This is a genomic window from Haloferax volcanii DS2 (assembly GCF_000025685.1).
Classification (GTDB): domain Archaea; phylum Halobacteriota; class Halobacteria; order Halobacteriales; family Haloferacaceae; genus Haloferax; species Haloferax volcanii.
The window spans coordinates 226686-240438 of record NC_013964.1; the positions used below are offsets into that span (position 1 = coordinate 226686).

Below are 13753 nucleotides of genomic sequence, written 5' to 3' on the forward strand. Positions count from 1 at the left end.
GGGCGACGGCCTCAGACCGACCCGATGTCCTCTTTTTTCCGCATGAGGTAGAGGAAGTACGGTCCCCCGACGAGGCCGGTGATGATGCCGACCGGGAGCTGAATCGGACTCAGCGCGAGTCGCGCGCCCACGTCGGCACCGACGAGGAGCGCCGGCCCGAGGAACGCACAGCCGATGAGGAGCCGCTTCGAGTTGCTACCGACGAGGTTCCGGACCATATGCGGGACGATGAGGCCGACGAAGCCGACCAGTCCCGCGACGGCTATCGCCGCCGCCGTCGAGAGGATGGCGATACCGGCGACGGCGAAGCGGACCTTCTCGACGGGCATGCCGAGCGACTGCGCAGTCTCCTCGCCGAGGAGCAGCACGTCGAGTTCCTTGGTGACCGCGAGCGCGAGTCCGAGCGCGACGATGGTGAACGGGAGCGCGATACGCACCTGCGCCCAGTCGGTTCCGAGCAGCGACCCGGACAGCCACGCCTGCGCGGACATCACGACGCCGAGGTCGTTGATGAAAAAGAACATCGCGCGCTGGACGGAGCCGAAGACCGTCCCGACGACGACGCCCGCAAGGACGAGTCTGACCGGCGAGGTGCCGTTCTTCCACGCGATGAGGTAGACGAGGAGGAACGCGATTGCGCCTCCGACGGCGGCGAGCACCGGCATGAGCGGGAGCAGTCCCGACAGGAACGTCAGCGTGACGAGCACGACGAGCCCCGCGCCGTCGCTGATGCCGAGGACGTACGGACTCGCCAGTTCGTTTCGGGTGACGACCTGGAAGATTGCGCCCGAGACCGCGAGGTTGGCACCGACGAGGACGCCGACGAGAACCCGCGGCAGGCGAATGTTCCAGACGACGAACTGGCGCTGGGTGAACCATTCGGGGATGTCGCCGCCGAGCAGGAACGCACGCCACACGTCGGCGTCGAACACGACCGCCGAGTCGAAGACAGCACCCCACGCTTCGGAGAGGGTGAGGGGGTACGCGCCGAAGCTCACCTGTAAGAGCGTCGCCCCGAGGAGGACCGCGAGGCTGCCGACGATGACGAGGGCGAGCATCGAGTCGGCGTACCGGTCGCGCCACTCCGCGCGAACCGCACCGACCGCGTCTGTAACCTTGCTCATCGGGCGTCAGAAGTTCCCGTTGACGATGTCGACGAGGCGCTCGCGGTCGAACAGCTGTTCGTCTTCGGGCACGTCTCCGACCGCACCCGGCCACTCACCGAACTGGTCGGGATACACCATCTTGGCGACGGCTTCCGTCGAGAACATATCGACGATTGGGCCCATGTACTGCCCGGCGCTCCGGATGAGGTTGCCCTCCTGAACGGCCGTGAGCCGCTGTCCGCTCTCGTTGTTCTCGAACGGCTCGACGACGGTGTCGACGAACTCCTCGCGGGTCGAGGAGGTGAGCGCGCCCACCGCGCCGATGTAGTCGGGGTCGACGTTGATGAGCTCCTCGTAGCCGATGGGTCCCTCGGGGTAGCGTCCCTCGAAGGCGTCTTTCATACCGACCCGGAAGTACGACTTGGTGTTGTTGCCGAGGCGGTGGAGGGGCGCGACGCGGAACTGGCCGGAGTCGGGGCTGACGCCGCGCCAGATGGCGGCGACGGTGGGGCGTTCGTCCTCCGGCGGGAGACCGGCTTCGATAGTGCTCATGAGGTCGTCGTGGAACGACTGCCACGCCTGGAACTGCTGTCGGCGCTGGAACACCGTTGCGACCTTCTCGAACGCCTCGTAGAGCGTGTACGGATTCGGCTCGTTGCTGACGGCGGCCGTCGGGGCGAACCGGAGAGTCGTGCCGAGGAAGGGTCCGGTCTGGGATTCGACTTCCTCGTAGTCCGAGGCGTCCCAACTGACGTAGCGGCCGAGCGTGGCGCGGGCGATGAGCCACACGTCGGCGTCGGCGGCGTAGAAGTTCTCCTTGTCGAAGCCGGATTCCGCACCGCTCGCGAGCTTGGTGATTCGACTCTCGTCGAATTCGAGCCCGAGGAGGTCGTAGAACTTGAGCGGCGCGCGTTCGAGGCCGGTGGTCGCACTCGGATGGATGCCGAGCGCCATCCCCATATCGAGGAAGGGCCCGGAGGCGACGCCGTACGTCTCCGGCACTGCTTCGAACGTGTACGGGTCGTTCGGTTCTATCTCGACGGTGTACTGCCCGGCGCTCTCGGTCGTCTGTTCGGTCGTCGTCGACTCGGTGGCGGCCTCGGTTTCGGATTCCGCGGCGGCCGTCGACTCGGAATCCGCGCTCCCGCCCGCGGTACAGCCAGCGAGAGCCGATGCGAAGAGTCCTGCACTTCCTGCGAGTATCTGTCGTCTTCGAACCATATTATTTAGGCCTGCCTAAAGACAGATAACCGTTTCGAAGTTTAGGCAACCCTAATAACGGGGTGTCGCACGACAATGTCGGGACACACGCATATTTCGACCGTAGATATAATGATTATAACTGTGGTATCACCCATCTCTAATCCGGGTTGTCCAGTTAGCGAATATCCGAATTATCAGATGGGGTTACTAACAACTCTCGCGTCGGTTTTCGACGCTCGCGTCCGCGGTGACGGGCGTTCGGTCGGTCGTGTTACGTCGTGCTGTCGCGTCGAATGGCTCGTCCCCTCCCGGGAGTTAGCCGGTGGACCGGTCGCAAACTGCTGTCGAAGTTGGGCTAATCCGTTCTCGCGTTTGTCGTCACCGCGCCGCCGTCCAGTCCAGCGCGAACGGTGCCAGTCTCAACCCTCCCCACGGAGTGTATTCGACCGACCACACCTACCCCATCTGAGTAATCCGAATGATTTGAATTTCCCGAACTACCTCGATTTGTGAATTATGTGGATTGTCTGGAGTACTTCGGTAGTGTCGATACTGTCGATACGGCTCCATCGAGTCGATACATAATTCGACAGTAGGCCATTATCGACCAACTTTACAGTATTTAGATACCCTATCTAAGTCACATACTTCACATTATCTGAATTACCCACAGTCTCGGAGTGTATCACCACGGCCGCGGATTCGGGCGCGTCGGAGTCAGCTGTCTAAACGTGCGTAACAAGGATATTGTAGATAATCCAAATTATCTAGATTCGTCGAGTAGTTCAATTAACTGCAATTCTGTGGCTCGTTCGTCGTCGTCGCAGTATCCACCCAGATGAGAGGAGATACATAATCGGTCTACTTCGGCTTATCATTATTCGTCTCGTTATTCAGATTATTTCGCTATCGTAGGTTACCTCTATGGCCCACAGTCGAGATACTGTTCCACATCCAGATACTGTAAATTGTTTAAATTATCAGAATTGCTCGGATGTCCCCCCGGAACTGCACATCGTTGAGGAATCCGGTGGTGTTCGATTTTCCGGAAAATCCTACTAGCTCAGAATATCGAAAGAATCCACGAAATCAGGATAATTTAGATAACTCGACAAACCCGAATTACGACCCGCCGTTCGATTTAACTCGGTCTCGGGAGTGAGCACAGGCGACCGTGACGACGCACTTCGACGACTTCGACCACGAGAGACACATGCGCGAGAGTTTCGAACTCGCCCGAAAGGCGGCCGCTCGCGGCGACGAACCGTTCGGGTCCGTACTCGTCCGCGACGACGAGGTCATCATGCGCGACTCGAACCGAATCGTGACGGAGTCCGATATCCGACGCCATCCCGAGTTACAACTCGCCTATCGGGCGTGTCGGGAGTACGACGCCGACGAGCGAGCGGCGATGGTGATGTACACCAGCACGGAGCCCTGTCCCATGTGCGCCGGCGGAATGGCGACCGCCGGGTTCGCGCGCGTCGTGTACGGTGTCGGCGGCGACGAAATCGGGGAGTTCACGGGTTCGAATCCCGGCGTTCGGTCGGCCGCAGTTCTCGACGCCGTCACCGAGGTCGTCGGCCCCGTGCTGAACGACGAGGCCCGGCGGGTTCACCGGGAGTACGAGTGGTAGGAGCCAGCCAACCACCGCGACGAACGCCGACTCAACCGGAGCGCGAACGCCCGGAGCATCGGGCGTTTCGAACAGTCAGAGATTCAATAGTTCATTCGAACACCCGTATCAAATATCAATCACAGCTACATTCACAGGTCGACACCGTATCGACGAGCGTTCGGGCCCACTCGCTGAATCTGAATGTCGATACCGGCGGCGTATCTCCTCTAGCTGTATATTCACGGCTGACGAGGGCGCGTTCGAATCGAGCGACGTGTTCGGAACCGCTCCATCTCGTCTCCGAATCTCTCATTCGTGCACCAAACGGCTGTTTGTGCTCTGTAATGGGTGTACTACTCAGTTCGGCGGTCGATGAGGTACGTTCGACGACGGCCGTCGTTCGCAAGCCGAGCCTCCTGTATCTGACTACCTAATTGTTCTCTTAGTAATATTGAAAATTGATACGAACGGGCAACTCGGTGAAGTCACGTCAAGCTACGGACCGACCCGTCGTCGGCCGTTATCGAGACGAGACGTTGCGCTCGGACTGAGCGACAACGAGTATTTACATAATTCGAACGATGGTCTACCTCACGGCGAACCACCGCAAATCATTACAACCATATGCTTGTAATCGATTTTCACTTAATCCCATATATCTGTATAATGTGCACACATGACACCATACATATTTACATAATGTAAGTTAGTGATGATAGTGGTGATAAGGCGGTGCGGTGACCGAACGGTGGAGTGTATCGTCGGTCGCACTCGTCGGGTGAGCTCAGGAACGAAATCACGGCGAACCGCCCGAGTTCGACTCGAAGTTGGGCGAGTCTAAATATTTAATATGTTTCGCAAGAGACGTTTCGACTGTCGATATGAGTAGCGACAGAAACTACGAACGAGAGTTCGTACGGACGTTCTTCACCTCGCCGACGGCGGTCAGCGGCGAGAACTCGGCGAAGATGTTGCAGAGCGCGGCCCAACTTCGGGGGATGCAGGCCCCCGACACATGGATTCCGGACAACGAGGACGCCACGGCACCGTCGATGCGGGCCGAGGGCGTCCAGAACCTCGTCGAGGTCGTCTCCGAACACGGAGCCGACTTCCCCGGCGAGATTCACCCCCGCGTCGTGTGGCACCGCGACGACCCCTCGACCCGCTACGAGGGCTTCAAGCAGATGCTCGAAATCACCGACCCCGAAAACGGTGCGGTCGAGCACATCGACGGGTTCGTCATCCCCGAGGTCGGTGACCTCGACGACTGGAAGAAGGCCGACGAGTTCATCACCATCATCGAGCACGAACACGGTCTCGACGAGGGAAGCCTCTCGATGTCGGTCATCATCGAGAGCGGCGAGGCCGAACTCGCGATGAGCGACCTCCGCGCGGAGAAGGGCAAGCCGTCCAACAACCTCGAACGGCTGTTCCTCCTCGTCGACGGGCAGGTCGACTACACGAAGGACATGCGTGCGATGACGCCGACCGGCGAGCTTCCGGCGTGGGCCGAACTGCGGCACAACACCTCCCGCGGGGCCAGCGCCGCCGGCTGTATCGCCGTGGACGGCCCCTACGACGACATCCGCGACGTGGAGGGCTACCGCGAACGCATGGTCGAGAACCGCGCCATGGGGATGACGGGTATCTGGGCGCTCACGCCCGGGCAGGTCGTCACCGCAAACGAGGCACCGCTGCCGCCGAAGACCGGCAGTTGGCTCCTCGAACTCGACGACGACGAAATCGAACTCGACGCCGAGGACGGTCGACAGGTGTACGACGGCGACGAACTCTCGCTCGAACAGGTCGGCGACGACAGCTACGTGCTCCGCGTCGACGGCGAAGAACAGGAACTCGACGCCGAGGAACTCCACGAGGAGCTGCTCGACCTCACCACCTACGTCCCGAGCATGGACGACATCGTCGACTCCATGGAGGAGTTCGAGGCGGCCAAGGAGGCCGGCAAGGGCGCGATTGCGATGACGCAGGCGACGACGCTCGTCATCGACGGCGTCGAAGTCGACATCGCCAAGGACCGCATGTGGGACGAGGCGACCTATCAGGCCGCGATGACGCCCGTCGCCCTGTTCCAAGACGTGTACGAGCACCGCCCGGACCAACACGACGCCCTCGAGGAGATGTACGGCGAGGGCATCGTCGAGCGCGCGATGGCCGTCGGGACGGACGACTAACGACCAGCAGTCAGCCTGACAACGCCAGCCAACCCGCACCCGCCATTTTCGCGCTTGGTACCTGAGACGGCGGTGTTTGCCTACGAGAGCGCCGCTTCCAGCGACTCGACGGCGTTCAGCAGTTCGTCGGCGAATTCGCGTTCGAGTCGCGTCATATCCACCTGATACTTCGGGCCGCCGACGCTGAGGCCGCCGACGATACGCCCGTCGCCGTCGTGGACCGGCGCGCCGACGGCGATGAGATTCGGCGCGAACTCCTCGTCGACGACGGCGTACTCCTGAGTCGCGATTTCGTCCAACGCGTCGAACAGCCGGTCGGCGTTCGTAATCGTACCCTCCGACTCCCGCGGCAGCCCCCAGTGGTCGACTATCGACGCCACCTCGTCGCGGTCCAGTTCCGAGAGGATGGCTTTCCCCGCGGCCGTGTTGTGCAGATGGTACTCCGACCGGTAGCGGATGCCGTTCGCGTCCCGTCCCTCGTCGGTCGACGAGCCGTAACACATGAGCAGCCGACCGTGTTCGAAGATAGTGAAGTTCGCCTCTTGGCCGGTCGCGTCGGCCAGTTCGTCGACGACCCGCTCGACGACCTCGTCGCTCGGATACCGATGTCGGGCGCGCTCGCCCAACAGCGCCACCCTGAAACTGACGCGGTAGACGCCGTCGCGCTTGACCAGATACCGACTCTCCAGGAGCGTGTTGAGGTGACTACAAATGGAGCTTTTCGAACTGTCGACCATCGTGTCCAGTTCAGCGAGTGTGAGACCGTCGTGTTCCAGAATGAGGCTGAGAATCTCCAGCGAGGCCTGGGTCGTCTTGAGCCGTCGCCCGGTCACGTTCTCAATCATACACCAATTATTATCATGATGGTTCATAACTGTTGCCATAATGTAAATCAGCTGAACTGCCCCGCCAGCCCGGTCAATCCGGGCATGTTTCTCTCGTATTCCCGCGGGAACAAACGAAATAGAACGGTGGGATGCGTCGAACGCTGTTCGGTTCGCGTGCGTCGTGGCTGTTCGGTCGGCCGTCAAATCGCCCGCGACCGTTTCACCCAGCCGATTCGCGTGATTGCCTCCGCGCCGAGTTGTCCGAGGAGGCCCGCGGCTTCGAGGTCGTGTTCCTCGAACGCGTCGACGACCACGTCGCCGGCGCTGAGCACGCCGTGGCTCCCGATGGGAACGTACAGCCCCGATTGGAGCGCGCCCCGACTGTGGTCGTCTTCGGTGTGCTCGTGGTTCGCGTGGATGACCGGCTCGCCCGTCCGGTACGTCCGCGCGGCCGGCGTGTCCTCGCTGACCGAGTAGTTCGGCCGGTCGCCGGCGCGTTCCAGACACTCCTCGGTCGCTTCGATGGTTTGGAGCATGTTCCGGTTCTCGTCGACCAACCGGACGGTCGTGTTGACGAGGCCGAGGACGTTCTTCGCCGCGTCGGCCAGTATCTCCGCCACCTCCGCCTTCGAACTCGCGTTCCGTAACTCCTGGCTCGTCCGGCGAAGAATCTCGATGCGCTGTTCCTGACGCTTCGTGTCCGTCACGTCCCGCACGACACCGTAGAGCGTGACCGTCTGACCGTCCTCTACCAGCGGGTCGCACGAAAGCCGTATCGACCGCTCGGTCGTTCGCTCGCTCGCGTACCGCACGTCGATAGCAAAGGGCTCGCCGTGTTCGATAGCGTCGCCGAGGCGAACCAACACGCCGTCTTGGTCGCCTTCGGCGTACTGCTCGACGACGTCCGAGACGGTCGGCGTCGCCGCCGCGTCGAACCCGTGTATTCGCTTTGCCTCGTCGCTCCACCACAGTTCGTCGCGCGACACGTCGTAGGACCACACGCCGATACCGGTCAGTCGCTGGAGGCTCGCGAGCAGTTGGTCGACCTCCGTCTTGGACGCCGTCGGGATGGCGCGCGCCACGTCAGTTTGATTCCAGTTCGGTGACCTGACCATGAATGAGGATACGTACCGAGGACGCGACTATAAATCCCCACGTCGGTCGTGAGGGCCGTTCGGGGGACGAGAACGTGTCGCAACACCAGAGGATTTAATCCGTGCGTATTTGTATCATTGATGATGGCAGTTGAAGACGTGCTCGACTCCCCACGGGGAGGAGAGACATCGGCGACGACGCTCGACGTGGACCGTCCGGACGCGACGGCCTACACCGCACTGGCGACGGAGTTACGGGACCGCGTCGACGGCGACGTGAAGTTCGACGAGTACGCGCAGGTGCTGTACGCGACCGACGGCAGCATCTATCAGGCGCGACCCGCGGGGGTCGTCCTGCCGAGGGACGCCGACGACGTTCGCGCCACCGTGGAGACCGGGGCAAACCACGGCGTCCCCGTTCTGCCACGCGGAACGGGCTCCTCGCTGGGCGGCCAAACCGTCGGACGTGGCTGCGTCGTCATCGATTTCACGAAGTACATGGACGATATCGTCGATATCGACCCGCAGGCGAGGCGTGCCACCGTCCAGCCGGGGTGCGTTCAGGACCACCTCGACGCCGCGCTCGCGGACCACGGCCTCAAGTTCGCGCCGGACCCCGCCTCCTCGAATCGCTCGACCGTGGGCGGCGGCATCGGCAACAACTCCACGGGCGCGCACTCGGTCCGCTACGGCATCACCGGCGCCTACACCGAGGAGTTGGAAGTGATTCTGGCCGACGGCTCGCTGATTCACACCCGCGAGGTCGTCCTCGACAGCGACGAGTACGACTCGATTCTCGCCCAAGACGACCTGGAGGCGAACATCTACCGGACGGTCCGGGCGCTCGTCGAGAACCACGAGTCGGAAATAGAGAACAAGTATCCGAGCCTCAAGCGCTCGGTGTCGGGGTATAACCTCCAGAAAGTCATCTACGAGAACGACGACGGCGAGGCGGTCATCAACCTCTCGAAGCTGTTCGTCGGCGCGGAGGGCACCCTCGGCGTCATCGTCGAGGCGACCGTCTCGCTCGTCACCAAGCCGGACGAGACGGCGCTCGCGCTGTACTGCTTCGACGACCTCGTGGACGCGATGGAGGCCGTCCCGGAGGCGCTCGAATTCCCCGTCAGCGCCGTCGAACTCATGGACGACGAGGTGTTCCGCCTCGCCCGCGAGTCGGAGGGCTACGCCGAGTACGCCGAACCCATCCCCGAGGGCGCGAAGGCGGCGCTGATGCTGGAGTGGGACGACGAACTCGTCGACGACTTCGAGGCCGCGGTCGCGGACACGAACGCCCACTTCGTCGACTCCGGCGCGGCGTTCGACGTGCTCGAAGCCTACTCCGAGGAGAGCCAAGGCCGACTGTGGAAGCTCCGCAAGGCGGCGATTCCGCTGTTGATGAGCCTCGAAGGCGACCCGAAGCCGTACCCGTTCATCGAGGACGCGACCGTCCCGCCCGAAGAACTCGCGGAGTACGTCCAGAAGTTCGAGGACGTCCTTGAGAACCACGGCACGTCGGCCGCGTACTTCGCCCACGCCGGGTCGGGGACGCTCCACATCCGCCCGATTCTGAACCTCAAGGAGAACGAGGGCATCGAGAAGATGCACTCCATCACCGACGACGTGACCGACCTCGTCGTCGAACACCACGGGGCCTTCTCGGGCGAGCACGGCGACGGGATGGCCCGGACCGAGTTCAACCCGAAGATGTACGGACCCGAACTCTGGGGCGCGTTCAAGGAACTGAAGACGGCGTTCGACCCCGACTGGCTGTTCAACCCCGGAAACGTCGTCTACCGCGACGGACCCTCGGACCCCGGCCCGGACAGCGACCGGGGCGTCGGCGCGGACATGCGCGAGAACCTCCGCTACGGTCCCGACTACCAGTCCGTCGAGCCCCAGACCGACCTCGACTTCGACGACGAGGGCGGCTTCTCGCACCTCGTCGAACTCTGTAACGGCTGTGGCACTTGCCGGCAGACCGACTCGAACACCATGTGCCCGACCTACCGCGCCTCGAAAGAGGAGGTCCAGACCACTCGCGGGCGCGCGAACATGCTCCGGGCCGCCATCTCGGGCGAACTCCCCGAGGACGAACTGTACTCCGAGCGCTTCCAGACCGAGGTGCTGGACCTCTGTGTCGGCTGTAAGGGCTGTCAGAGCGACTGCCCGACCGGCGTCGACATGGCGAAGCTGAAATCCGAGGTGAAACACCAGTACCACCAGAAAGAGGGCACCAGCCTCCGCTCGCGGGTGTTCGCCAACGTCGACACGCTGTCGAAACTCGGGAGCAAACTCGCCCCGCTTTCGAACGTCGCCGCGGAGCTTCCGGGGAGCCGTCTCCTGCTGGAGAAGGTCCTCGGCATCGCCAGCGAGCGCGACCTGCCGAGTTTCAGCAGCGAGTCGCTGGAGGAGTGGTTCGAGGCCCGCGGCGGGTCGTCGGTGCCGCCCGCCGAGGCCCGCGGGAAGGTGCTTCTGTTCCCCGACACCTACACCAACTACAACTACCCCGAACCCGGCAAGGCCGCGGTCGAGGTCCTCGAAGCCGCGAACGTCCACGTTCGGATTCCGAGCGACCTCGAATCGAGCGGTCGCGCCGCGTTCTCGATGGGGATGCTCGATACGGCCCGCGACCGAGCGCGACACAACGTCGGGCGACTTCGCCCCTACGTCGACGACGGCTGGTCGGTCGTCTTCGTCGAGCCCTCCGACGCGGTGATGTTCCAAGACGAGTATCTCGACCTCCTCGACGGGACGGCCGTCGAACTCGTCTCGGGGTCGGCCTACGGCGTCATGGAGTACCTCGACGCCGCGCGCGCCGACGACCACCTCGACTTCGACGCCTCCGCCGAGACGCTGACGTACCACGGCCACTGCAACCAGAAGGCGACGAACAAGGACCACCACGCCGTGGGCGTCCTGCGACGCTCCGGCTACGCCGTCGACCCGCTCGACTCCAGTTGCTGCGGGATGGCCGGGTCGTTCGGCTACGAGGAAGAGCACTACGAACTCTCGAAGGGCATCGGCGAAATCCTGTTCGGACAGGTCGACGACAGCCCCGGCGACGTCGTCACGGCACCCGGCGCGTCGTGTCGCTCCCAACTCGGCGACAGACCCGGCGAGTCCCGCCCGCCCCACCCCATCGAGAAGATGGCCGAAGCCCTCGACTGACCACGCCACCGACAGCCGACAGCCGATAGCCTGACGCGCTCCCCCCGAACCAGCCAGCCTGACGCGGTTCACGAACCAGCACCGAACTCGCCGCCTTGCACCCGCGGCGACGTTTCGTGCCGTCAGTTCCCACCCGCGGAGCCGACGTTCACGGCCGGCGATACTTATTACTGACAGCAGCGGCTGCGTAGAGACGACGATGCTAGACGTACTGGAGACCGTCGAACTCTCGACCGCGTTTTTCGCCTCGCTCGGCGCGCCGGGGCTGTTGCTCGTGGCGTTTCTCGAATTCTTCTTGCTACCCGTCCCGCCGGACTTGGTGCTGGTCCCGCTGTCGGCGACGAACCCCGAGTTCGCGCTCCCGTACGCAGTCGTCGCGACCGTCGGGTCGGTGTCGGCGGGGCTGGTCGGCTTCCTCATGGGCAAGAAAGGCGGCCGGCGCGCGCTGGACTCGCGGTTCGCGGGCGAGCGGATTCACAAGGTCGAGCGATACTTCGAGCGCTCCGGGTTCGTGACGGTCGCGTTCGGGGCGTTCGCGCCGATTCCCGAGGGGTACGAACTGCTCTCTATCGGGTCCGGCGTGTTCGACCTCGACCTCCGGACGTATCTGGCGGCGTCAGTGCTCGGGCGCGGCAGTCGGTACACCATCGAAGCGCTGCTCGCGGTCTATCTCGGCGAGGCCGCCCGGTCGCTCACCGAGGTCGACGTGTACTCGATTATCGGCGTCGCCACCGCGGTCGTCCTCGTCGCGTACGTCGTCCGCAATCGGTGGTTCTCGGACCGCTCGGCCGAGCCGGTGCAGTAAGTCGGCGGAACCGCGGTCAGGCGACTTCGTCGCCGCTTCGCCACTGGTCGATGACTTCGAGCAGCACCTCGGTTTCGAGGGTTTCGTTGCGCCAGTCACCGACCGCGTCGGTCAGCCCCGTCGCGTCGACGACGTTCTCCTCGTTCGCGTAGTCCGCGACGGGGTTCTCGACGACGAACGGAATCATCATCTTGTTGTCCTCGTGTTCGAGCATGTGGCAGTGCCACGGGAACTGTCCGGTGTAGCCCTCGAACGTCACGAGTATCCGCACGCGTTCGCCGGGGTCGACGCGGACGGTGTCTTTCGGCCCAAGTTCGTTGGGGTCCGGCGGTTGCGTCCCGTCGGGTCCGCGGCCGATGACTCTGAACGTGACCAGATGCAGGTGAATCGGGTGTCGCCCGCCCGACTCGTTTTGCAGTTCCCATATCTCGGTCGCTCCGAGTTGCGGGTAGACCGGCGCGTCCTCGTCGCCGAAGACGTGGCCGTTCAGCGTGTGCGTGATGAGGCCGTTTCGAACCTCGGTCCCGAGCGTCATCTCGCGGGTCACCCGCGCGTCGCTCTCGTCGTACGAGGCCGGCGTCGGAAGCGACAGACTCGTCGGGTCGGCGCTCGCGTCCTCCGGCGGCGTCGACGGGTCCGAGACGCGGAACTCGACGAGGTCGGTCAGTTCGGGACCCATGTCGGCCCCGTTGGCGAGCGTGAGCGTCTCGCCCGCGTGGTCGGAGAAGTCGACGACGAGTTCGCCGCGCTCGAACGGCGTGAGCAGCAGGGAGTCGAGGTCGCCGTTCGGGCCGATGGGGACGACCGATTCGAGGAAGCCGTGACCGGGGGCGAACTGGTACATCGTCGGGACGCCCGACCCGCTTTCGCTCTCCAGTTGCAGGTCGAACGAGCGGTGATTCGCGCCGTTCAGGATGCGGAACCGGTACCGCCGCGGTTCGACCTCGACGTACGGCCACACGGCCCCGTTGACGACGGCGGTATCGCCGAGGAACGCCGAGACGAACTCCTCGGGGTAGTGCAGCGAGCCGTCGTCGTTGAACTCCTTGTCTTGCAGCAACAGCGGGATGTCGTAGTCGCCCGACGGCAGGCCGAGTTCGCGCTCCGCGTCGGTCGTAATCGAGTAGAGACCGAGAAGCCCGGCGTAGGCGTTGAGTCGCGTGATGCCCAGCGTGTGGTCGTGGTACGTCGACGTCGTTCGCCCCTGTTCCATCGGAAGCTCCTGCCACGCCGAGTCGAACCGCGGTCCCTCGACCCCGCCCGGCGAGGTCCACATATCGGACTGCCCGTCGTTCGCGGGGTCGAGTTCAAGGCCGTGGAAGTGCGTGACGGTCCGAACCTCCGGCACGGGACCGTCGTAGCCGGGGTGGTTCTCCGCGGTCGTGCCGCCGAGTCGGTCGTCGACGGGAAAGAGGTGTTCGCTCGGGAGGCCGCTGTTGTCGAAGCGAACGTGGACCGGGCTCCCGGCGTCCGCCTCGATGGTCGGGCCGGGATACGACCCGTCGAACCCCCAGACCGTCGTCTCCGGCAGGTCCGGGTGAAGCTGTTGGGTGAACTCGGTGACCGCTATCTCGTACGCGTCCGCGCCGTCTCGCTGTCCGTCGGGCTCTCGGACCGACGGAATCGGAAGCGGTTGGACGAACTTCTCCAACGTCGGTGACGCCGCCGACACCTCCGTCGTCGTCTGCGGGAGCGTTCCGGCGATGCCGAGGGCTGCGCCTGTCTGTAAGAACCGCCGCC

Annotated in this window: 9 protein-coding genes; 4 read left to right on the top strand and 5 right to left on the bottom strand. The window is 63.6% G+C overall.

Annotated elements, in window-relative coordinates; all coding sequences use genetic code 11:
- Positions 1-11: 11 nt before the first annotated feature.
- Together HVO_RS00970 and HVO_RS00975 are read right to left on the bottom strand one after the other, a co-directional pair.
- Entirely contained in the window at positions 12-1124 is a 1113-nt protein-coding gene (locus HVO_RS00970) for a FecCD family ABC transporter permease (protein ID WP_004041337.1), read from the bottom strand.
- Between the two features lie 6 nt (positions 1125-1130).
- Entirely contained in the window at positions 1131-2327 is a 1197-nt protein-coding gene (locus tag HVO_RS00975) for an ABC transporter substrate-binding protein (RefSeq protein WP_004041336.1), read from the bottom strand.
- 1156 nt (positions 2328-3483) lie between these two features.
- Between HVO_RS00975 and HVO_RS00980 the strand changes: the two genes are divergently transcribed.
- A complete protein-coding gene (locus HVO_RS00980) occupies positions 3484-3945 on the top strand; it encodes a nucleoside deaminase (RefSeq protein WP_013034959.1) in 462 nt (153 codons plus the stop codon).
- Between the two features lie 863 nt (positions 3946-4808).
- Entirely contained in the window at positions 4809-6119 is a 1311-nt protein-coding gene (gene aceB / locus HVO_RS00985) for a malate synthase AceB (RefSeq protein ID WP_004041334.1), read from the top strand.
- A gap of 80 nt (positions 6120-6199) precedes the next feature.
- Here the strand turns inward: aceB and HVO_RS00990 are convergent, their stop codons facing one another.
- On the bottom strand, positions 6200-6964 hold the full coding sequence (locus tag HVO_RS00990; RefSeq protein ID WP_004041333.1) for an IclR family transcriptional regulator: 765 nt from the start codon (positions 6962-6964) through the stop codon (positions 6200-6202).
- 182 nt (positions 6965-7146) lie between these two features.
- Entirely contained in the window at positions 7147-8028 is an 882-nt protein-coding gene (locus HVO_RS00995) for a GAF domain-containing protein (protein ID WP_004041332.1), read from the bottom strand.
- A gap of 153 nt (positions 8029-8181) precedes the next feature.
- Between HVO_RS00995 and HVO_RS01000 the strand changes: the two genes are divergently transcribed.
- Both HVO_RS01000 and HVO_RS01005 read left to right on the top strand, forming a co-directional pair.
- Positions 8182-11208: an FAD-binding and (Fe-S)-binding domain-containing protein gene (locus HVO_RS01000; protein ID WP_013034992.1), complete on the top strand. Its 3027-nt coding sequence runs from the start codon at positions 8182-8184 to the stop codon at positions 11206-11208.
- 199 nt (positions 11209-11407) lie between these two features.
- On the top strand, positions 11408-12013 hold the full coding sequence (locus HVO_RS01005; protein WP_004041331.1) for a YqaA family protein: 606 nt from the start codon (positions 11408-11410) through the stop codon (positions 12011-12013).
- A gap of 16 nt (positions 12014-12029) precedes the next feature.
- Here HVO_RS01005 and HVO_RS01010 read toward each other — a convergent pair whose 3' ends face one another.
- Positions 12030-13685, bottom strand: a complete 1656-nt coding sequence (locus HVO_RS01010; protein WP_004041330.1) for a multicopper oxidase family protein — start codon at positions 13683-13685, stop codon at positions 12030-12032.
- Positions 13686-13753: the final 68 nt, after the last annotated feature.

Bases quoted from the DNA above. Each gene is read 5' to 3' on its own strand.
- HVO_RS01000 (WP_013034992.1), top strand. From the start codon at position 8,182: ATGATGGCAGTTGAAGACGTGCTCGACTCCCCACGGGGAGGAGAGACA.
- aceB (WP_004041334.1), top strand. From the start codon at position 4,809: ATGAGTAGCGACAGAAACTACGAACGAGAGTTCGTACGGACGTTCTTC.
- HVO_RS00975 (WP_004041336.1), bottom strand. From the start codon at position 2,327: ATGGTTCGAAGACGACAGATACTCGCAGGAAGTGCAGGACTCTTCGCA.
- HVO_RS01005 (WP_004041331.1), top strand. From the start codon at position 11,408: ATGCTAGACGTACTGGAGACCGTCGAACTCTCGACCGCGTTTTTCGCC.
- HVO_RS00970 (WP_004041337.1), bottom strand. From the start codon at position 1,124: ATGAGCAAGGTTACAGACGCGGTCGGTGCGGTTCGCGCGGAGTGGCGC.
- HVO_RS00990 (WP_004041333.1), bottom strand. From the start codon at position 6,964: ATGATTGAGAACGTGACCGGGCGACGGCTCAAGACGACCCAGGCCTCG.